Raw genomic sequence first — 19,928 nt, forward strand, 5'->3', positions numbered from 1 at the left:
AGCGCAAGCGAAGCTCTTGATCGAAGCCCCGGTAAACGGCGGCCGTAACTATAACGGTCCTAAGGTAGCGAAATTCCTTGTCGGGTAAGTTCCGACCTGCACGAATGGCGTAACGATGGCCACACTGTCTCCACCCGAGACTCAGTGAAATTGAACTCGCTGTGAAGATGCAGCGTCCCCGCGGCTAGACGGAAAGACCCCGTGAACCTTTACTATAGCTTCACAGTGGACTTTGACATTACTTGTGTAGGATAGCTGGGAGGCTTTGAAACTCTGACGCCAGTTAGAGTGGAGCCGACCTTGAAATACCAGCCTGGTACTGTTGAGGTTCTAACCTAGGTCCGTAATCCGGATCAGGGACATTGTGTGGTGGGTAGTTTGACTGGGGCGGTCTCCTCCCAAAGTGTAACGGAGGAGCACGAAGGTACCCTCAGCATGGTCGGAAATCATGCATTGAGCGTAAGAGTATAAGGGTGCTTGACTGCGAGACAGACACGTCGAGCAGGTACGAAAGTAGGTTCTAGTGATCCGGTGGTTCTGTATGGAAGGGCCATCGCTCAACGGATAAAAGGTACTCCGGGGATAACAGGCTGATACCGCCCAAGAGTTCACATCGACGGCGGTGTTTGGCACCTCGATGTCGGCTCATCACATCCTGGGGCTGAAGCCGGTCCCAAGGGTATGGCTGTTCGCCATTTAAAGTGGTACGCGAGCTGGGTTTAGAACGTCGTGAGACAGTTCGGTCCCTATCTGCCGTGGGCGTTTGAGATTTGAGAAGAGTTGCTCCTAGTACGAGAGGACCGGAGTGAACGAACCTCTGGTGTTCGGGTTGTCATGCCAATGGCATTGCCCGGTAGCTACGTTCGGACGGGATAACCGCTGAAAGCATCTAAGCGGGAAGCCTCCTTCAAGATGAGATCTCACTGGACCCTTGAGGTCCCTAAAGAGCCGTTCAAGACCAGGACGTTGATAGGCTGGGTGTGTAAGCGCTGTGAGGCGTTGAGCTAACCAGTACTAATTGCTCGTGAGGCTTGACCATATAACGCCAAAGGCGTTTGAGCACAGAATATATAGATCGTATCGCGGTTGTAGCTTGTAGCGAACGACAAGACATCAGATAGGAGATAAGCGACAGCGGGTCTTCTACTAAAAGCTTTTAGATCTCAGTTTGTTCCAGTTTTGCCTGGTGACAATAGAGACGTGGAACCACCTGATCCCATGCCGAACTCAGTCGTGAAACGCGTCATCGCCGATGGTAGTGTGGGGCTTCCCCATGTGAGAGTAGGTCATCGCCAGGCACCTAATACGAAGAACCCCAGTACCGTTGGTACTGGGGTTTTTTCGTATTGGGCGGCGCTGCCGCCCCTTACTACCAGGCCCATGTGAATACGCCTGTACCGCAGGTACGGCGGATAGGCGCCGCAGGCGTCCCGAAGGGATGACGAGCAGCGCTCGTCACCTAAAGTAGGTCATCTCACCGCGCCAGACCGACCTATCCCAGCCGTCCATGTCCGAAGGATCGCAAGCACAGCTTGCGACCTAAAGTAGCTCACCTCCCTCCAGGCAAAGTGCCCAAACGTTACCAACGTTTACCCGTAGCCATCCCTAGTTAAACCAGTTAATCCTCTCAGGTACTCCCCGGCCTGATGACCGAAACAGCGACCGTTACCGGAAAAGCAGGTCATCACCCCGCACCAAACCACCCGATCTTTCCCACCGAAACCCGCAGACCCAGAAGCAACGCTCTTGATCCCTGCAGGCCTCTCTCAACCCGAAATCCAATACTCATTCAGCTCTCACAGAAATATCTGGGCGAGTTACAAACATGAAGCACCCAGCACAGAACGAGCCAGCTATATCCCCTATTCAAACAACGCTGGCAGATCCCGGCGAGCTAATCAGACACAGCCCCTGACTATACCCGCTCACTTTATATGGAAAATTAGGAAAAACTCCTATATCACCCGATCACCACTTAAGAGATGATACTCGACGAGGTACGCAGGGATGCGTAGATAACAGCTGGATGCTGAACCTCATCCCACCGCAGGGAACGTGGTGGGGGCAGCAAGGATGCTGCGAACCAGGGGCCCGTTACACGGATGTGTGCGGGCCCTGCCTTTTATAGGGAGGTGCTGGAGTCTTTAGAGTCTTGCCTCTCTCTTCGGTTTGCCTTCCTAGCTTTCCAGCATGAAGGTAACCGGGCCGTTGTTTTCAAGCGCGATCTGCATGTCAGCGCCAAACTGGCCTGTTTGAATCAGCCCTGGTGCATCAGAGCACGCACGCTCGACGAAATAGTCATAGAGTTTCTCCCCGACTTCGGGGTGAGCTCCCTTCGAGAACCCGGGGCGCATCCCTTTACGGGTATCCGCCACCAGCGTGAACTGTGACACGATCAGAAGTTCGTAGCCGGTATCCTTGAGGCTCAGGTTCATGCGTCCCTGTTCGTCTGGGAAGATTCGGTAGTTCAAAGTCTTATGCAGCAGTTTATCTGCCTTTGCCTGGTCGTCCTCTTTCTCGATGCCGAGAAGCAGCAAAACGCCCCGCTGAATCGAGCCCACGGCTTCGCCGTCGACACGTACGCAGGCATGGTTTACGCGTTGAATCAGTCCTTTCATTGTTATCCTGTCTCAGGCAAGGCTGCGGGCAAAATAGTCAGTGGCATGTATCAGGTTATCGATGATACCCGGCTCGAATGCAGAGTGGCCCGCATCGCGCACTATATGCAGCTCAGCATGGGGGGCCGCCTTTTGTAACGCCAGCGCCTGCTCAATTGGGCACACCATGTCGTAACGCCCGTGTACGATGGTGATCGGAATATCTCTGAGTGACTTTGGGTTTTCCAGGATCTGGTTGGGTGTCAGGAAAGCAGCGTTAATAAAGTAGTGGGCTTCGATACGCGCCATGGCCAGGGCAAAGTGCGGATCTGCGAAGTGCTCTACTATTTCGGGGTTGGGATCCAACGTCGAACAGCGCCCCTCCCACACGGACCAGGCTTTGGCGGCTGCCATGCGTGAGAGTTCATTTTCAGAGGTCAGGCGTCGGTAGAACGCGGCGAGAAGGTTGTGCCGTTCCTCTTCGGGGATCGCCTCGATGTAATCCTGCCAGAAGTCCGGGAAAATAAAGCTGGCACCATCCTGGTAGAACCAGCGGATATCACGCTCGCGACACAGGAATATGCCGCGCAGTATTAATCCACACACATGCTGCGGGTGGGTTTGCGCATAGACCAGGCTGAGCGTTGATCCCCAGCTGCCGCCGAAGAGCAGCCAGCGTTCGATGCCCAGGTGGCGGCGTATCTGTTCCATGTCTGAGACCAGTGCCTGAGTCGTGTTGTGATCCAGGCTGGCATGGGGGGTGGAGCGTCCACAGCCGCGCTGATCAAACAGAATAATGCGGTACTTCTCCGGGTTGAAGAAACGGCGATGGGTCGGAGAACAACCTCCACCAGGTCCGCCATGGATAAACAGAACGGGTATGCCGGCTGGGTTGCCGCTTTCCTCCACATAGATCCGGTGTCCCTGGCCAACGTCCAGATAGAACTCTTGGTTGCTTTGGATTTCGGGGTAGAGGGTCCGCATTACGCACTCCATTGTCTGGCCATGAGAGTGATTAGTATAAGGCGGCGGACGGGCGGCTTAACAGGGTGAGGGGGCGTAAAAAAGGGCAGCGGATGCTGCCCTTCGGGTGTTACTTCTTGTTGCCGGCGCGCTTGCGCTCGTTTTCCTTGAGCAGCTTTTTACGGATGCGGATCGCTTCCGGGGTCACCTCGACCAGCTCGTCATCCTCGATGAAGTCCAGTGCCTGTTCCAGCGAGTACTTGATCGGCGGGGTCAGCACGATGTTCTCGTCGGTACCGGAAGCGCGGACGTTGGTCAGCTGCTTACCTTTGGTCGGGTTGACCACCAGGTCGTTAGAGCGGCTGTGGATACCCAGTACCATACCTTCATAGACCTCGATGTTGGGGTCTATGAACAGGCGGCCGCGCTCCTGCAGGCTGAACAGCGCGTAGCCCAGTGCCTTACCGGTGACCATGGAAACCAGTACGCCGTTGATGCGCGAAACTACTTCACCTTCGCGAACCGGACCATAGTGGTCGAAGATGGAGGTCATGATACCGGTGCCGGACGTCATGGTGAGGAACTGGCTGCGGAAGCCGATCAGGCCCCGGGACGGGATCATGAAGCTCAGACGTACACGGCCCTTGCCGTCCACTTCCATGTTGGTCATGTCGCCGCGGCGTTTACCCAGTTCTTCGATAACAGCACCCTGGTGCTGATCTTCGACATCGATCATCACCTCTTCGTAAGGTTCCTGGATGATGCCATCGATCTCTTTCTGAATAACTTCGGGACGTGAAACGCCCAGCTCGAAGCCTTCGCGACGCATGCTTTCGATCAGTACCGACAGATGCAGTTCACCGCGGCCGGACACCTTGAACTTCTCCGGGCTGTCGCCGGGCTCAACGCGCAGAGCTACGTTGTGGATAAGTTCGCGATCCAGACGGTCCTTGATGTTACGGCTGGTGATGAACTTGCCTTCCAGGCCGGCAAACGGGGAGTCGTTTACCTGGAAGGTCATGGAAACGGTCGGTTCATCGACGGACAGAGCCGGCAGCGCTTCAACGACTTCCGGATCACACAGGGTATCCGAGATGTTCAGTTCGTCGAGTCCGGTGATGCAGATGATGTCACCGGCCTGAGCTTCGTTGACCTCAACACGCTCCAGGCCGTGATAGCCCATGATCTTCAGGATACGGCCGTTACGCACTTTAGCGTGGCGGTCGATCGCCTTGACCACAGTGTTGGTTTTAACCTTGCCGCGAGTAACGCGGCCGACACCGATGACGCCCACGTAGCTGTTGTAATCCAGAGCGGAGATCTGCATCTGGAAAGGACCTTCGGTATCCACGATCGGCGGGTGCACATGCTCGACGATCGCTTCGAACAGCGGCGTCATATCTTCGGCCATCTCTTCCGGGTCGTTGCCGGCGATGCCGTTGATAGCTGAAGCATAAACAACCGGGAAGTCCAGCTGTTCGTCAGTAGCGCCGAGGTTATCGAACAGATCGAAGACCTGATCCATAACCCAATCCGGACGGGCGCCGGGACGGTCGATCTTGTTGATGACGACGATAGGACGCAGACCCTGGGCAAACGCCTTCTGGGTGACGAAGCGGGTCTGTGGCATCGGGCCGTCAACGGCGTCCACCAACAGCAGAACGCAGTCGACCATGGACAGTACACGCTCTACTTCACCACCGAAGTCGGCGTGTCCCGGAGTATCAACGATGTTGATGCGGTAGTCGTTCCAGCGTATAGCCGTGTTTTTAGCCAGAATGGTGATACCGCGTTCGCGTTCCTGGTCATTGGAGTCCATGATGCGCTCGGCGCCTTCGTCACGACGAGCGAGCGTGCCTGACTGCTGCAGGAGTTTATCGACGAGGGTGGTTTTGCCATGGTCGACGTGCGCGATGATGGCGATATTTCTGAGATTTTCTATCACACGGATATACCTAGTTTAGTGCTGAAAGGGAGGCATTATACGTAACGCCTCAAGAACAATCGATTACTGTGTGAACATCCGTTGGCTGGACGTGCTCCGGTCAAACTTTGACGCCGCTGATAGAGGCCAGAAGCAAATCTTTGCGGTATGATGTTTCAACGGTTGCCAAGGGTGCTGTATAGGTGCCGATGGGCCGATATAGTGCATAAAAAGAAGTTGTGCCTGAATTTGGTGCGCCTCTAGGCTAAGCTTTTAGCTTGAGTGCCCAATTTTATTGGCAGTGAGCACAATTTAGGTGCTGGCACGCATGTTGCTTAAACAGCGCCATGGTTAACGCGTTGGAAAACGCGTGGCTTAAATAGAATTAAGCGTCTGGCAAATTCATCGAGTGGAGAGAGTCACATGTCAGAGAATACTCTGAATCTCATTAAAGAAAGCGAAGCGCGCTGGGTTGACCTGCGTTTTACCGATTCCAAGGGTAAAGAGCAGCACCTGACTATTCCGGTAACCGAAGTTGGTGAAGACTTCTTCGAAGAAGGCAAAATGTTCGATGGTTCTTCCATCGCTGGCTGGAAGGGTATCAACGACTCCGACATGATCCTGATGCCGGACGATAGCGCTTCCCTGCTGGATCCGTTCGCTGAAGACGCCACTGTTATCGTTCGCTGCGATATCGTCGAGCCGATGACTGGCCTGGGTTACGAGCGTGATCCGCGTTCTGTTGCCAAGCGCGCAGAAGAGTACCTGAAGTCTACCGGTATCGCCGACACCGCTATGTTCGGTCCGGAACCGGAATTCTTCGTATTTGATTCCGTTGAATGGCACGCTGACATGAGCGGTTGCGGTTACACCGTCAACTCTGAAGAAGCTGCCTGGGCGTCTTCCCACAAGATCGAAGGTGGCAACATCGGTCACCGTCCGCGCGTTAAGGGCGGTTACTTCCCGGTTCCCCCGGTTGACTCCCTGCACGATCTGCGTGCCGCCATGTGCGACGCCATGACTGCTATGGGTCTGGAAGTTGAAGTACACCACCACGAAGTAGCAACTGCTGGTCAGTGTGAAATCGGCGTTGCCGGTAACACCCTGGTCAACAAGGCTGACGAAGTACAGGTCCTGAAGTACTGCGTTCACAACGTTGCTCACTCTTACGGCAAGACTGCTACCTTCATGCCGAAGCCGATCGTTGGCGATAACGGTTCTGGTATGCACGTACACCAGTCTCTGTCCAAGGACGGTGTTAACATCTTCGCAGGTGATGCGTACGCTGGTATGAGCGAAACCGCTCTGTACTACATCGGCGGCATCATCAAGCACGCTAAAGCGCTGAACGCACTTTGCAACCCGGGTACCAACTCCTACAAGCGTCTGGTACCGGGCTTCGAAGCACCTGTTATGCTGGCTTACTCTGCCCGTAACCGTTCCGCTTCCATCCGTATTCCGTACGTAACCAGCCCGAAAGGTCGTCGTATCGAGACCCGCTTCCCGGATCCGATCGCCAACCCGTACCTGGCTTTTGCGGCTCTGATGATGGCTGGTCTGGACGGTATCCAGAACAAGATCCACCCGGGCGATGCTGCGGACAAGGATCTGTACGACCTGGAGCCGGAAGAAGCGGCTGAAATCCCGACTGTCTGCGAGACTCTGTCTGAAGCTCTGGACGCTCTGGAAGCGGACCGTGAATTCCTGACCAAGGGCGGCGTCTTCACCGACGACATGCTGGACGCGTACGTCGGCCTGAAGCGTGAAGAAGTTGCACAGGTCAACATGACTACTCACCCGGTTGAGTACGACCTGTACTACTCCGTATAAATACCGAATTCGGTAGTTTTGAAAAGGCCTCCTGATGGAGGCCTTTTTCGTTTCCGGCGCTGGTTGTGCAAAAACGCATCATCAGCCGCGGTCTACTTTCGGTGCGTTTAAAAAATGCATGCGCACCAATATGGTGCGATAATTCCTATCCAGTCTGGCGAGTTTTCCGGCAGTGCTCCGAATATGCGCAGTTGTGGCGCTTTTGCGAGCATTCTCTACTTGGCGTTTAACTTGCATAAATGAAGCTCAGTTATATAGAGAGCGAGTCAATGTTTCGTCAACAGTCGCATAAACAGATCCTGGATAACCTGACATCGTCGGTGCTGCTGCTCGACGAGTCGCTGTGCATCCAGTACATGAATCCTGCTGCGGAGATGCTGCTTGAAGCAACGCTCAGGCGACTGAAAAACCGGCCTATCGAAGACTGGCTCTCTCCGAGCGAGGAAGAGCTCAAGGTACTGCGGGAGTCGTTTACCAGTGGCCACCCGTACAGCAAGCGAGAAGCGCGGCTGGTCACCCAGACCGGGCAGGAGTTGATCGTCGATTACAGCGTAAACCCGGTGCCTCAGTCCGGCTTGCTGCTGGAGATTCAGGCCCGTGACCGGCTGATCAGGATCGAGCGTGAAGAGGAGATACTGACTCGACACGCAACCGCACGGACCCTGGTCCGGGGGCTGGCCCACGAGATCAAGAATCCGCTGGGCGGGATCCGTGGTGCCGCTCAGCTGCTGGAGCGGGAGCTGGATGACGAAAGCCTGCACGAATATACCCGCATCATTATTGAGGAAGCCGACCGGCTGAGAAACCTGGTCGACCGCCTTCTGGGGCCGCACAAGTTACCCAATATCGAACTGGTGAACATCCATGCGATTCTGGAGCGGGTCTGCAGCCTTATCGAGGTGGAGTCTGGCGGCCAGATCCGCCTGGTACGCGACTATGACCCGAGTATTCCTGAATTTGAGGGCGACAGTGAGCAGCTGATACAGGCGACTCTGAACATCACCCGCAACGCCATGGAGGCGCTGCAGGAGGCGAAGATACCGGAGCCGCAGATTGTGTTGCGAACCCGTGCGCTGCGGCAGATTACGCTGGGTACCGAGCGTCATCGCCTGGTCTGTTCGGTGGAAATTATCGATAACGGACCGGGCATCCCCGCCGAGCTGCTTGCCTCCATCTTTTATCCCATGGTGACCGGACGCGCTGACGGCTCGGGTCTCGGCCTGTCAATCGCGCAATCGATCATCAACCGTCACCATGGATTGATTGAATGCAATACGGAGCCGGGAGAGACCCGGTTCCAACTGTTTATACCGCTGGAGCAGAATCATGAAAACCTCAGGTAACGTCTGGGTTGTCGATGACGACCGATCGATCCGCTGGGTGCTGGAAAAAGCACTGACCTCTGCGGGGGTTGATACCCAGGTTTTTGAAAGCGCAGATGACCTGATAAAGCGCCTGGATCGGGAGCAGCCCGATGCGGTCCTCAGTGATATCCGTATGCCGGGGACCGGTGGTCTGGAGTTGCTGGATCACCTGCAGCAGCTCAACCCGGATCTGCCGATCATTATCATGACGGCGCACTCCGACCTGGACAGTGCTGTGGCGTCCTATCAGGGCGGCGCGTTCGAGTACCTGCCCAAGCCGTTCGATGTGGACGAAGCCGTAGCCCTGGTTAAGCGTGCCCTGGAGCACGCGAACGAGCGCAAGGAGAAGGTCGCTGAGCAGGAGGTCGATGCGAGCGCCGAGATTATTGGTGAAGCGCCGGCGATGCAGGAGGTGTTCCGCGCCATCGGTCGTCTGTCGCACTCCAATATCACGGTACTGATCAACGGTGAGTCCGGTACCGGTAAGGAGCTGGTCGCCCATGCGCTGCACCGACACAGTCCCCGTGCTTCCGGACCTTTCATTCCGCTTAACATGGCGGCGATCCCCAAGGACCTGATCGAGTCCGAACTCTTCGGCCACGAAAAAGGCGCTTTCACCGGCGCTCAGGCGGCCCGTCGTGGGCGTTTTGAGCAGGCGGATGGCGGTACGCTGTTCCTTGATGAGATCGGCGATATGCCGGCGGATACGCAGACACGACTGCTGCGTGTGCTGGCGGATGGTGAGTTCTATCGGGTTGGTGGGCACACGCCGGTCAAGGTCGATGTCCGTATTATCGCGGCGACGCACCAGAACCTGGAACGTCTGGTGAAGGACGGCCGCTTCCGTGAAGACCTTTTCCATCGCCTCAATGTGATCCGCATCCATATCCCCAAACTGGCGGAACGCCGCGAGGATATCCCGCGTCTGGCACGCCACTTCCTGGCGCACTCCGCCGAAGAGCTGGCGGTCGAGCCGAAGACGCTGCGGGAAGAGACGGAAAACTTTCTCTGTGATCTGCCCTGGCCGGGTAACGTGCGTCAGCTGGAGAATATCTGCCGCTGGCTGACGGTGATGGCGTCTGGACGGGAGGTGTTGATTTCCGACCTGCCGACCGAACTGATCGAATCCCAGGAAGAGGGTGTACCGGTCGCCGGCAGCTGGGAGCAGGCGCTGCGGCTCTGGGCCGATCAGCAGCTCTCCCGCGGGCAACAGGGTATTCTCAACGAAGCGGTGCCGCAGTTTGAGAAGGTGATGATCGAGATCGCTCTCAAACATACCGCGGGGCGGCGTCGCGATGCTGCACAGCTGCTGGGCTGGGGGCGCAATACCCTGACCCGCAAAATCAAGGAGCTGGGCATGGATCATGACGAAATGGGCGAGGATGACAGTGACGACTGAGGGCGTCACGGGTTAAGATCCGGCTCCTGATTGCGGAGCCGGTTGTCATGCTGAACGTTGTACTCTACCAACCTGAAATCCCACCGAACACCGGCAATATTATTCGCCTCTGTGCGAACACCGGTTTTCATCTGCATCTGATCGAGCCCCTGGGCTTCGAGTTGGATGACAAGCGCCTGCGTCGGGCGGGGCTCGATTACCGTGAGTATGCCGACGTCAAAACCTGGCCGACGCTTGAAGCCTGCGTCGAGGCCCTGGCGCCATCCCGTGTCTGGGCGATGACGACAAAAACGGAGCGCTGCTATACCGATGCGACCTTCAGTGCAGGGGATATCCTGCTGCTGGGTCCAGAAACCCGGGGGCTGCCCGAGTCGGTTCGCCAGCAATATGATGCCCTGACACTGCCGATGCTTGAGGGAAGTCGAAGTATGAACCTGTCAAACGCCTGTGCGGTTATCGTCTTTGAGGCCTGGAGGCAGCTCGGATTTGCCGGCAGCGCCGGGCAGGGGCGATCCTGTTAATGTGGGAGCGGAAACTGATGCAGCAGGTACTGATTATCAACCGGTTGATCCCTGAGCGCGATTCGAGCAGCGCGCTGGGGGCGATCAGCGGCGTTACCCACGATGGTCAGGCGATACGTTTCGAGGGCAGTGATCAGCAGAGAATCAATCTGCACTCGCTCGAGTTTCAGCAGACACCGCTGCTGCTGCTGACCGATCGCCTGTTTCAGCCTTTTTCCGATGTCTGGCTGGTGCCTGCCGATGCGTTAATTGCGATAGTTCCCATGGCCTCTGAGCAGATCCGCAAACTGCTGGAGCAGGGCGAGGGCGAGAGCCTTATTGCAGCGGTGCGCGATCAGTTGTCGGCCGATCCCGGCAAAGAGTAAGTGTGGCGGGCAGCAGCTTCGGCCTGCTTGTCGCCTGGATCGGGCGGGGCGACTTGGAGACCTTGTACCTGGCGGTTAATCCATCGCCCTTTGCCAGGGCAGCGGGTAGCCACTTAATGTGAGGGTGATCTGGTTCAACAGCAGCCAGGGGTCATCCTCGCGCTGTCCCTTGATCGCCATATCCACGCTGGAGGCCAGATCCAGCATCTCCTCGAGCTGTTCCGTCCGCAGGCGGCGGCTGGCGTTTCTGACCAGGTTCTTGCGTTTGCCGAAGATGCGTTCGCGCTGACACAGCGGATCCCAGGGCTGGCCGCTGGCAACGGCGCGGATCACCCGGTGCAGCATACGGATCTCCCGCGTGAGTCCCCAGAGTACGACGGCGGCTTCGTTGCCCTCCTGGCGCAGGACCTGGAGTATGTGCTGGCAGCGACCGGCGTCGCCGGTAAGCGCGGCATCCGTCAGCGCAAAGATATCGAAGCGGGAGCTGTCGCTGACCGCCTGGATCACCTGTTCGGCGTTGAGGCGTTGGCCGGGATATAGCAGGGCCAGTTTGTCCAGTTCCTGGCGGGCGGCGAGAAGGTTGCCCTCGATACGGTCTGCCAGCAGTTGCAGCGCTTCGGGTTCAAGCTGAACATTCTGACTGGCGGCGCGCTGGCCAAGCCATTGCACCAGCTGGTCCGGCTCGATGGGCCAGACCTCGACCACGACGCCGGTCTGTTCCACCTTCTTGAACCAGGCGCTCTGTTTGCTGGAGCGGTCCAGACGGTCGCAGATGATCAGCAGGGCATTATCCGGTGCCGGGTTCGCCAGGTATTTCTGCAGCAGGTCGCTGGCAGCGCGGTTCAACTTCTGGCCGCCCAGGCGGATCTCTATGATTTTGCGTTCGGCAAAGAGTGACAGGGCATTGGCGCTTTCAAGCAGGCTTTCCCAGCTGAAGCTGGCGTCGACGTGCATCACCTCACGCTCGCTGAATCCCAGCAGGCGCAGGTGAGCGCGAATCGCGTCGATACTTTCGCCACACAGCAGTGGCTCGTCGCCAGTCACCAGGTATACCGGCAACGCGTCCTGCTGACGTTTGAGCTGGCTGCCGAGCTGGTCCGCCTTGAGCTTCATTGCGCTGACTTACTTCAGGCTCAGGTACTGGCGTACGATCTGCTGCGCCAGCTGTTCCTGCAGCTGGCGACGGATTTCAACTTCCAGCGCGTCCTTGGCCGTCGTGTTCTGGTTGTTGTTGAAGAAGCGCTCGGCCCGCACCTCGCGATTGTCGATCAGCAGCTCGCCCGCACCGTTGCTGACGCTGAAGCGAGCAGTGGCGATCAGTTCATACTCGATTGTATCGGCGCTCAGGCTGGTGGACGCGCTGCGGCGGCGGGTTCTTTCATCAAGGATTTCCAGACGATAGTTGGCGCGCCGCGTGATTTCGACACCGTTAACCTCCAGCAGGCTGGTCAGGTGCGTTTCGATATTGCTCGGGCGGTCATCGGGAATATCGAGGTTAACCTGGCGCAGGTTTTCCGGCACGTCGTAGTAACCGGCCAGATGGAAACCACAGCCACTGATCAGCAGCGATGCGATCAGTGCGAACAGCGGGGCGCGCAATCTAAGCATGAAGGCCTCCTAGCCGACCACGATATTGACCAGTTTGCCCGGCACGACGATCTTTTTGCGCAGGGTTTTTCCAGCCATGTGCTTCTGGACGTTTTCCTCGGCCAGTGCCAGATGAAGAATGACGTCCTCGTCGGCATCGGCGGCCACGTTGATCTTGGCGCGCAGTTTACCGTTGACCTGAACCACCATCTCCAGGGATGCACGTACCAGGGCGTTCTGATCCACCTTCGGCCAGTCGGCATCGATGATGCCATCCGCATGACCCAGCTGGTGCCAGAGCTCGTGGCTGAAGTGCGGCACGATCGGCGAGAGCAGCAGTACGGCGGTTTCCAGTGCTTCCTGCATCACAGCGCGGCCGGCGTCGCTGACATCGACAAAGCGACCGATGCTGTTGGACAGCTCCATGACGGCGGCAATGGCGGTGTTGAAGGTCTGACGGCGTTCGATATCGTCGCTGACTTTCTGGATCGTTTCGTGAACCTTGAGGCGCAGCTCGCGCTGGCTGTCGCTGAGCTCGGTCTGGTTCAGCGTGGTGGCAACAGGCGCGCCATTGGTCAGGTGATCATGCACCTGTTTCCACAGGCGACGCAGGAAGCGGTTGGCGCCTTCGACACCCGAGTCGGACCATTCCAGGGACTGCTCCGGCGGTGCTGCGAACATCATGAACAGACGCACGGTGTCGGCACCGTAGCGGTCGATCATCACCTGCGGGTCGATGCCGTTGTTCTTCGACTTGGACATCTTCGACATGCCGTCGTGGCTCAGGGTAAGGCCATCGCTCTTGCGGCGGGCAGCAGTGACGCGGCCCTTGTCATCGGTGTCTACTTCCACTTCGGTGGGAGAGATCCAGACCTTGCCGCCGTTGTCGTCTTCGTAGTAGTAGCTGTCGGCCAGCACCATACCCTGGCAGAGCAGGCGGGTGAACGGTTCGTCGGAGTTGACCAGGCCCTCATCGCGCAGCAGCTTGTGGTAGAAGCGCGAGTAGAGCAGGTGCAGGATCGCGTGCTCGATACCGCCGATATACTGATCCACCGGCAACCAGTAGTTGGCGGCTGTCGGATCCAGCATCTTGTTGTCGCTGAAACGGCTGGCGTAACGGGCGAAATACCAGCTCGATTCCATGAAGGTGTCGAAGGTGTCGGTTTCGCGTTCAGCCTTGCCACCGCAGCAGGGACAGGTGGTGTTGATGAAGCTGTCCATCTTCTTGATCGGTGAGCCGACGCCGTCGAACTCGATCTCTTCCGGCAGCAGCACCGGCAACTGATCCTCAGGCACCGGCACGGAGCCGCAGCTCTGGCAGTTGATCACCGGGATCGGCGCGCCCCAGTAACGCTGACGGGAGACGCCCCAGTCGCGCAGGCGGAAATGGATGGTGACCTCCCCGCGTCCCTTGCTGGAGAGCTCTTTGGCGATCGCCTTGAAGGCGTATTCGAATTCCAGGTCGTCGAAGTCACCGGAGTTGACCAGTACGCCCTTCTCGGTGAAGGCCTCTTCGTCCAGGTTGACCGCAGTGCTGGCCGACAGCGGTGCGATAACCTGCTTGATCGGCAGGTTATATTTCCTGGCAAATTCCCAGTCACGCTGGTCGTGGGCCGGAACCGACATCACGGCGCCGGAACCGTAGTCCATCAGCACGAAGTTGGCGGTCCACACCGGCACAGTCTCGCCGGTCAGCGGGTGAGTTGCCATGATGCCCAGAGGCATCCCTTTCTTTTCCATGGTTGCCATATCAGCCTCGGCAACCTTGGTGTGGCGGCACTCCTCGACAAACGCGGCAAGCTCGGCGTTATCGGCGGCAGCCTTGATCGCCAGCGGGTGCTGCGCAGCCACAGCCACGTAGGTGACACCCATCAGGGTATCCGGACGGGTAGTGAACACCTCCAGATCACCCCAGCCATCCACATGGAAGCTCAGGTTGACGCCTTCGGAGCGGCCGATCCAGTTGCGCTGCATGGTGCGCACCTGTTCGGGCCAGTGTTCCAGCTTCTCGATGTCGTCCAGCAGCTGATCTGCGTAGTCGGTAATCTTCAGGAACCACTGCGGAATCTTTTTGCGCTCAACGATGGCGCCGGAGCGCCAGCCGCGACCGTCGATAACCTGCTCGTTGGCAAGCACCGTCTGGTCGACCGGATCCCAGTTCACCTCGGCCTCTTTCTTGTAGACCAGACCCTTTTCCAGCAGGCGGGTAAAGAACCACTGTTCCCAGCGATAGTATTCCGGGTGGCAGGTGGCCAGCTCGCGGTCCCAGTCGTAGCCAAAGCCCATCTGGCGCAGCTGGTCGCGCATGTAATCGATATTTTCGTAGGTCCATTTGGCCGGCGGGACGTTGTTTTTGATCGCCGCGTTTTCGGCCGGCAGACCGAAGGCATCCCAGCCCATCGGCTGCAGGACGTTCTTGCCCTGCATCCGCTGGTAGCGGGAGATCACGTCACCGATGGTGTAGTTACGAACATGCCCCATGTGCAGACGACCGCTGGGGTAGGGGAACATCGACAGGCAGTAGAACTTTTCGCGGCTCGGATCTTCCTTCGCCGTAAAGCTGTCGTTTTCCACCCAGTATTGCTGGGCCCGGTTTTCGATATCCGTCGGAATATATTGTTCGTTCATTGTGGCCGCTAGTAACTCGTTGGTATGCCTACGCCTGACTTAATGGACTGTGTGCCGAAATCAGCGGGTCAGGATAGAAAAGGGACGAAAGGCGCATAGCATACAATATTCGCCCTAGTGTCAACAGAGGCGGGGGCGTTTGCTCGGCGCGAACTAATAGGAAACCGCTGCTGCCCAATCTGTCCTGCTTGTTTTTACTGCATCGGATGGAAAACGGATGGCCGGGATCGGGCTGGCGTGAGTAAAGCGCTGCCGCTGGTGAGCCTAACCGGCGTGCCGAGCTACGGCTGCGCGAGGTGCGCAGGATGCCTGGTAACGGGCATGACACAGGAAACTGCGCTTCGTTGATCCGGAGCGCATTGATCTGCTTCAATCGGCTTATACTAATAACAAGGTGTACCGGCGGTTGGCGGGTACCCGATGCAGCTGACAGGAGTTACCGATGAGCAGTCGAGATAAAAAGTCCCCCAAGCATTCACCCGACGCCCCAAGCGCTTACGATCGTATCCTCGACCGGCTGCGTGAACGGCTCGACAAGGCCAGCGAATACTCCTGGGAATTTCTTCAGGAGCAGATTGAAGAGGCCGCGGAGATTGAGCTTGCTGCTGAAGAGATGACCCGTGACGAGATGGACCTGCTCAAGGCGTATATTCGCCGCGACCTGGTTCAGCTCGGGTATTACATTCACGAGACCGGCGCCGGTGTGGCCTCCTGGCTGCACTTTGACCTGGACGTGCTGGAGCGCAAGGCGATGGAGCGCCTACTGGATCTGGCCGATCGTACCCGTGTCGACCTGGAGCTGCTGCGGGAGCAGCTGGCGCACAGTGAAAACGAGTATATCGCCGGCGAGATCACCATTCCGGGTACCCTGGAGTGTGCCGTCTGCGGCGAGCAGCAGTGCCTGACGGCGACCTCGGTGATCGCGCCGTGCAGCTGCGGCTCAGTGGTGTTTTTCCGGCGTACGGATGCGGATGACCAGCAGAGCCAGCAGCAGTAGTAAGTTGAATGCCAGCAGGGGGTAGACTCCGGTCACCTGATAAGGCGTGCGCCCCTGCATCGGCACCACCTCTCCGCTCAAGACCGCGGCCTCGTCGACCGGCAGCCTGGCACTGATCTGCCCCTGAGGGTCGATCAGTGCGGTGATGCCGTTATTGGTGCCGCGTATCACCCAGCGACCATTCTCCAGCGCCCGCATCTGCGCCATCTGCAGGTGCTGGTCGGGCCCGATGGAACGGCCGAACCAGGTGTCGTTGGACACCGTTAGCAGGATGTCGCTGACCTGACCTGAATCCCGCACCAGCTCCGGATAAGCGATCTCGTAGCAGATCGCCACTCCCAGCCGGTAGGGCCCCGCGGCCAGCAGCGGTTGTTCTCGCTGCGGCAGGCTGAAACTCGACATCGGCAGGTTGAAAAATTCGATCAGGCCACGCAACAGGGATTCCAGCGGGACGTATTCGCCGAAAGGCACCAGTCGCTGCTTGTGGTAGACGCCGGGGGTGTCACCGAGAGCAACGACGCTGTTGTGGTAGAGGCGTCGTTGCCTGTCATGGATATCCAGCTCGCTGGTGGGCAGCCCCGTCAACAGGGTCCGACTGCCGAGTTGCTGTAGCAGGGGCTGCAACCGATCGGCAACCTGGTAATAGAACGCCGGTATCGCGTTTTCCGGCCAGACGATCAGCTCGGCATCGGGCTGAGCTTCGGTCATGGCGATCAGCTGATCGACAATCTCGCCGCGCTGGGCCGGATCCCACTTTTGCAACTGCGGGACGTCAGGCTGCATAACCGCGGTCCTGACCGGTTCCCCCGCGCTTAGTGTCCACTGGGCGGGTAGCAGCAGGCTCAGGCCGATCATCAGAACGCCCGGTATCAGGGGGCGGATACGCCGTTGCAGGACGCTCTCCACGGCACCGGCCGCCACCAGCAGGGTCAGTAATGTCAGTCCCCAGACGCCTGCTACCGGCGCCAGGGTGCGCAGCGGGGAGTCGGTCCAGGCGTAGCCAAGATAGAGCCAGGGGAAGCCGGTCAGGAACCAGCTGCGCAGCCATTCAAACAGCCACCAGAGCGCCACAAAGCCCAGCCAGGCGCCGCGGCCGCGGAACCAGCGGGCGCCTATCCAGGTCTGTAACGCAAAGAGTATTCCAAGCGCTGCGCAGAACAGGAGGGTGAGCCCGGCAGCCAGCGGAACCGGGGCGTTGCCGTAGGTGTGAATACTGACATACACCCAGGATGTGCCGGCGCCGAAGAACCCCAGGCCAAACAGCCAGCCGCGCAGGAGCGCCTGGCGTGGGGACTGTTCGCGGATCAGAAGCCAGAGACCGGCGGCAGAGAGCACCGCGAACAGCGGCAGTGAGAAGGGCGCGAACGCCAGGCTGGCGCTGGCGCCGCAAAGCAGTGCTGCCAGCCCGGGCAGCAGCAACTGAAAACTGCGCATCCTTATTTGCCGGTGCGGTTGACCTGCAGCAGCCGGATGCGACGGTTGTCGGAGCTCAGCACCTTGAAGCTGAAACCGTCAAACTCAACACATTCATCCTTGTCTGGCAGGTGGCCAAAGTGCTGGGTCACGATACCGCCGATGGTATCGAACTCGTTATCGGGAAAGCCGACATCGAAGTATTCGTTGAAATCCTCGATCGGTGTTAACGCCTTGACGATGTAACCCTCGTCATCGAAGGGTTTGATATTGCCCTCGCCCTCATCGGCGTCGTGTTCATCCTCGATCTCGCCGACAATCTGCTCGAGCACATCCTCGATGGTGATCAGGCCGGCGGTACCGCCGTATTCGTCGACGACGATCGCCATATGGTTACGGGTGCCACGGAACTCCTTGAGCAGCACGTTGAGGCGCTTGCTTTCCGGAATCATGGTCGCCTTGCGCATGCAGCTGCGCAGGTTGAACTCATCCAGGCGACCTTCGAGGAGGAAGGGGAGCAGGTCCTTGGCGAGCAGAATGCCGACAATTTCATCGGGATTCTCACCACAGACCGGAAAACGGGAGTGGGCGCTGGAGATGATCAGCGGCATGAAGTCACGCGGTGACTGGTCCAGCTGGACGACAGACATCTGCGAGCGCGGGATCATCACATCGCGCACCTGCATGTCGGATACCTGCATGGCACCTTCGACGATGCTTACGGCATCCTGGTCGAGGATGCCCTCTTCACCCGCTTCATAAAGCACTTCCAGGACATCTGCCCGGGTCCGGGGTTCGTCGGAAAAGGCGTTGGTCAGTTTTTCCAACCAGCTTTTCGACGAGCTTCCCGATCGATCTTCGCTCATGGTGTTCCTCTAGGGCGATTCATAGGGGTCGGCTATGCCGAGCCGGGCGAGCAGTTCGCGCTCCAGCGCTTCCATCTCTTCGGCTTCGTCGTCATTTATATGATCGAAACCGAGCAGATGCAAGGTGCCGTGAATCACCATGTGGGCCCAGTGATCTTCGAGAGATTTTCCCTGCTCTTCAGCTTCCTGTTCGACGACGTCAGCGCAGATCGCCAGATCGCCCAGCAGGTCCATCGGAATGCCGGGCGGTACGTCAAACGGGAAGGAGAGTACGTTGGTCGGCTTATCCTTGCCGCGGTACTCCCGGTTCAGCGTCTGGCTCTCTTCCGGGGTGACGATGCGAACGCAGACTTCGCCCCGCTCGCGCTGGCCATCGAGCGCGGTTGTGACCCAGCGTTGCAGTGCTTCGGACGAGGGAAGGCCGGCGTTATCCACATCAATCTGCAGGTCGACGGAATAGCTCATCAGTTATCGTCCTTGCGAGCGTTCTCGCGTTTCTCGAAGCTTTCGTAGGCCTGGACAATATGCTGTACCAGCGGGTGGCGTACCACGTCGCGGGCGGTAAAGTGGGTAAAGCCGATCCCCTTGACGCCGTCGAGAACGTCGATGGCGTGCAGCAGCCCGGAGCGGGTACCCTTGGGCAGGTCGACCTGAGTCACATCGCCGGTGATAACGGCGGTGGATCCGAAGCCAATACGGGTCAGGAACATCTTCATCTGCTCGCGCGTGGTGTTCTGGCTTTCGTCCAGAATCACGAACGAGCCGTTCAGCGTGCGGCCACGCATATACGCCAGAGGAGCTACCTCAATGACGTTTTTTTCGATCAGCTTGGCGACTTTCTCGAAGCCGATCATTTCATACAGGGCGTCGTACAGCGGGCGCAGGTAAGGGTCCACCTTCTGGGCCAGGTCACCGGGCAGGAAGCCCAGTTTTTCACCGGCTTCCACGGCCGGGCGCACCAGCAGGATGCGGCTTACTTCATCGCGCTCCAGGGCTTCCACCGCGCAGGCCACGGCCAAGTAGGTTTTGCCGGTGCCGGCGGGGCCGATGCCGAAGTTGACGTCGTGCTGACGGATCGAACGGACGTAGGTCTGCTGGTTCTGGCCGCGGGGACGGATCAGCATCTTGCGGGTGCGGATGCTGACCTCCTTGTCCTCTTTCAGCAGCTCGCTCTGTAACTGCTCGATACCGGCCTGCTGCAGGTTGAGGTGCACCTTTTCCGGGGTGACCGCTTCGCCTTTGACCGCCTCGGCGTAGAGCTGCTGCAGGATGTCGGCTACGACGCGGATCAGGTCCAGATCACCCAGCAGCAGGAAAGCGCTGCCGCGGTTGCGGATCTCAACGCCCAGGCGTTCCTCGATCAGTTTCAGGTGCTCGTCGAACTGGCCGCACAGATTTGCCAGTGCGTCGGGGTTTTCCGGCTCCAGGTGGAGCTTGACGGACGGGCGGGTTGCGTTGTCGCTATCGGTCATAA

At 58.3% G+C, this 19,928-nt stretch carries 16 protein-coding genes and 2 rRNA genes (1 of these 18 cut by a window edge); 8 read left to right on the plus strand and 10 right to left on the minus strand.

From position 1 onward, the window contains the following. Nucleotides 1-1,039: ribosomal RNA gene (locus ACQUQP_RS04350) — 23S ribosomal RNA — on the plus strand; it begins 1,848 nt to the left of the window's first position. A gap of 143 nt (nt 1,040-1,182) precedes the next feature. After that, nucleotides 1,183-1,298: ribosomal RNA gene (rrf, locus tag ACQUQP_RS04355) — 5S ribosomal RNA — on the plus strand. An 879-nt stretch (nt 1,299-2,177) separates the two neighbouring features. Here the strand turns inward: rrf and dtd are convergent. From dtd to typA, 3 genes are all read right to left on the minus strand, one after another. Continuing rightward, nucleotides 2,178-2,618 carry a D-aminoacyl-tRNA deacylase gene (dtd, locus tag ACQUQP_RS04360; RefSeq protein ID WP_432697588.1) on the minus strand — a complete coding sequence of 147 codons (441 nt, stop codon included), beginning with the start codon at nt 2,616-2,618 and terminating at the stop codon, nt 2,178-2,180. Nucleotides 2,619-2,630: 12 nt separating this feature from the next. Then, on the minus strand, nt 2,631-3,581 hold the full coding sequence (gene pip, locus ACQUQP_RS04365; RefSeq protein WP_432697589.1) for a prolyl aminopeptidase: 951 nt from the start codon (nt 3,579-3,581) through the stop codon (nt 2,631-2,633). 109 nt (nt 3,582-3,690) lie between these two features. Then, entirely contained in the window at nt 3,691-5,505 is a 1,815-nt protein-coding gene (gene typA / locus ACQUQP_RS04370) for a translational GTPase TypA (RefSeq protein WP_432697590.1), read from the minus strand. A gap of 402 nt (nt 5,506-5,907) precedes the next feature. On the opposite strand from typA, the gene glnA reads away from it, so the two are divergent. The 5 genes from glnA to ACQUQP_RS04395 all read left to right on the plus strand — a co-directional run bounded on the left by glnA (nt 5,908) and on the right by ACQUQP_RS04395 (nt 10,963). After that, nucleotides 5,908-7,314 (plus strand): glutamate--ammonia ligase, encoded by a 1,407-nt coding sequence (gene glnA, locus ACQUQP_RS04375; protein WP_432697591.1) that lies wholly within the window; start codon nt 5,908-5,910, stop codon nt 7,312-7,314. A gap of 269 nt (nt 7,315-7,583) precedes the next feature. After that, nucleotides 7,584-8,657, plus strand: a complete 1,074-nt coding sequence (gene glnL, locus ACQUQP_RS04380) for a nitrogen regulation protein NR(II) (protein ID WP_432697592.1) — start codon at nt 7,584-7,586, stop codon at nt 8,655-8,657. Next, on the plus strand, nt 8,641-10,077 hold the full coding sequence (glnG, locus tag ACQUQP_RS04385; protein ID WP_432697593.1) for a nitrogen regulation protein NR(I): 1,437 nt from the start codon (nt 8,641-8,643) through the stop codon (nt 10,075-10,077). The genes glnL and glnG overlap by 17 nt, the downstream gene beginning before the upstream one ends. A gap of 47 nt (nt 10,078-10,124) precedes the next feature. Continuing rightward, nucleotides 10,125-10,598 (plus strand): tRNA (cytidine(34)-2'-O)-methyltransferase, encoded by a 474-nt coding sequence (locus ACQUQP_RS04390; RefSeq protein ID WP_432697594.1) that lies wholly within the window; start codon nt 10,125-10,127, stop codon nt 10,596-10,598. Beyond that, the gene (locus ACQUQP_RS04395) at nt 10,598-10,963 is read left to right on the plus strand and encodes a hypothetical protein (RefSeq protein ID WP_432697595.1); all 366 of its coding nucleotides are present in this window, start codon (nt 10,598-10,600) and stop codon (nt 10,961-10,963) included. Before ACQUQP_RS04390 ends, ACQUQP_RS04395 begins: the two co-directional genes overlap by 1 nt. 75 nt (nt 10,964-11,038) lie before the next feature. On the opposite strand, the gene holA is transcribed toward ACQUQP_RS04395, so the two are convergent. From holA to leuS, 3 genes are read right to left on the minus strand one after another with little or no spacing between them, the layout of a single operon-like run. Further along, a complete protein-coding gene (gene holA, locus ACQUQP_RS04400) occupies nt 11,039-12,076 on the minus strand; it encodes a DNA polymerase III subunit delta (RefSeq protein ID WP_432697596.1) in 1,038 nt (345 codons plus the stop codon). A 9-nt stretch (nt 12,077-12,085) separates the two neighbouring features. After that, nucleotides 12,086-12,571 carry an LPS assembly lipoprotein LptE gene (gene lptE / locus ACQUQP_RS04405; protein WP_432697597.1) on the minus strand — a complete coding sequence of 162 codons (486 nt, stop codon included), beginning with the start codon at nt 12,569-12,571 and terminating at the stop codon, nt 12,086-12,088. A 9-nt stretch (nt 12,572-12,580) separates the two neighbouring features. After that, on the minus strand, nt 12,581-15,178 hold the full coding sequence (leuS, locus tag ACQUQP_RS04410) for a leucine--tRNA ligase (RefSeq protein WP_432697598.1): 2,598 nt from the start codon (nt 15,176-15,178) through the stop codon (nt 12,581-12,583). A gap of 442 nt (nt 15,179-15,620) precedes the next feature. Here leuS and ACQUQP_RS04415 point away from each other — a divergent pair, with 442 nt between their 5' ends. After that, nucleotides 15,621-16,175, plus strand: a complete 555-nt coding sequence (locus ACQUQP_RS04415; RefSeq protein WP_432697599.1) for a zinc ribbon-containing protein — start codon at nt 15,621-15,623, stop codon at nt 16,173-16,175. Here the strand turns inward: ACQUQP_RS04415 and lnt are convergent. Genes lnt through ACQUQP_RS04435 form a run of 4 tightly spaced genes read right to left on the minus strand, consistent with a single transcriptional unit; the run spans nt 16,119 to nt 19,926 of the window. Further along, nucleotides 16,119-17,609: an apolipoprotein N-acyltransferase gene (gene lnt, locus ACQUQP_RS04420; RefSeq protein ID WP_432697600.1), complete on the minus strand. Its 1,491-nt coding sequence runs from the start codon at nt 17,607-17,609 to the stop codon at nt 16,119-16,121. The genes ACQUQP_RS04415 and lnt overlap by 57 nt on opposite strands. 2 nt (nt 17,610-17,611) lie before the next feature. Beyond that, nucleotides 17,612-18,454, minus strand: coding sequence for an HlyC/CorC family transporter (locus tag ACQUQP_RS04425; RefSeq protein ID WP_432697601.1), 843 nt, complete (start codon nt 18,452-18,454; stop codon nt 17,612-17,614). Between the two features lie 9 nt (nt 18,455-18,463). After that, nucleotides 18,464-18,919 (minus strand): rRNA maturation RNase YbeY, encoded by a 456-nt coding sequence (gene ybeY, locus ACQUQP_RS04430; protein ID WP_432697602.1) that lies wholly within the window; start codon nt 18,917-18,919, stop codon nt 18,464-18,466. Continuing rightward, nucleotides 18,919-19,926 (minus strand): PhoH family protein, encoded by a 1,008-nt coding sequence (locus tag ACQUQP_RS04435; protein ID WP_432697603.1) that lies wholly within the window; start codon nt 19,924-19,926, stop codon nt 18,919-18,921. Before ACQUQP_RS04435 ends, ybeY begins: the two co-directional genes overlap by 1 nt. Between the last annotated feature and the right edge of the window lie 2 nt (nt 19,927-19,928).

This window comes from Marinobacterium sp. YM272, from assembly GCF_050908845.1.
GTDB lineage: Bacteria > Pseudomonadota > Gammaproteobacteria > Pseudomonadales > Balneatricaceae > Marinobacterium_D.

Excerpts from the sequence above, each read along its gene's own strand:
- holA (WP_432697596.1), bottom strand. The coding sequence starts at position 12,076 with ATGAAGCTCAAGGCGGACCAGCTCGGCAGCCAGCTCAAACGTCAGCAG.
- glnG (WP_432697593.1), top strand. The coding sequence starts at position 8,641 with ATGAAAACCTCAGGTAACGTCTGGGTTGTCGATGACGACCGATCGATC.
- ACQUQP_RS04390 (WP_432697594.1), top strand. The coding sequence starts at position 10,125 with ATGCTGAACGTTGTACTCTACCAACCTGAAATCCCACCGAACACCGGC.
- ACQUQP_RS04415 (WP_432697599.1), top strand. The coding sequence starts at position 15,621 with ATGAGCAGTCGAGATAAAAAGTCCCCCAAGCATTCACCCGACGCCCCA.
- glnL (WP_432697592.1), top strand. The coding sequence starts at position 7,584 with ATGTTTCGTCAACAGTCGCATAAACAGATCCTGGATAACCTGACATCG.
- dtd (WP_432697588.1), bottom strand. The coding sequence starts at position 2,618 with ATGAAAGGACTGATTCAACGCGTAAACCATGCCTGCGTACGTGTCGAC.
- ybeY (WP_432697602.1), bottom strand. The coding sequence starts at position 18,919 with ATGAGCTATTCCGTCGACCTGCAGATTGATGTGGATAACGCCGGCCTT.
- ACQUQP_RS04425 (WP_432697601.1), bottom strand. The coding sequence starts at position 18,454 with ATGAGCGAAGATCGATCGGGAAGCTCGTCGAAAAGCTGGTTGGAAAAA.
- lptE (WP_432697597.1), bottom strand. The coding sequence starts at position 12,571 with ATGCTTAGATTGCGCGCCCCGCTGTTCGCACTGATCGCATCGCTGCTG.
- glnA (WP_432697591.1), top strand. The coding sequence starts at position 5,908 with ATGTCAGAGAATACTCTGAATCTCATTAAAGAAAGCGAAGCGCGCTGG.
- lnt (WP_432697600.1), bottom strand. The coding sequence starts at position 17,609 with ATGCGCAGTTTTCAGTTGCTGCTGCCCGGGCTGGCAGCACTGCTTTGC.
- leuS (WP_432697598.1), bottom strand. The coding sequence starts at position 15,178 with ATGAACGAACAATATATTCCGACGGATATCGAAAACCGGGCCCAGCAA.
- pip (WP_432697589.1), bottom strand. The coding sequence starts at position 3,581 with ATGCGGACCCTCTACCCCGAAATCCAAAGCAACCAAGAGTTCTATCTG.
- ACQUQP_RS04435 (WP_432697603.1), bottom strand. The coding sequence starts at position 19,926 with ATGACCGATAGCGACAACGCAACCCGCCCGTCCGTCAAGCTCCACCTG.
- ACQUQP_RS04395 (WP_432697595.1), top strand. The coding sequence starts at position 10,598 with ATGTGGGAGCGGAAACTGATGCAGCAGGTACTGATTATCAACCGGTTG.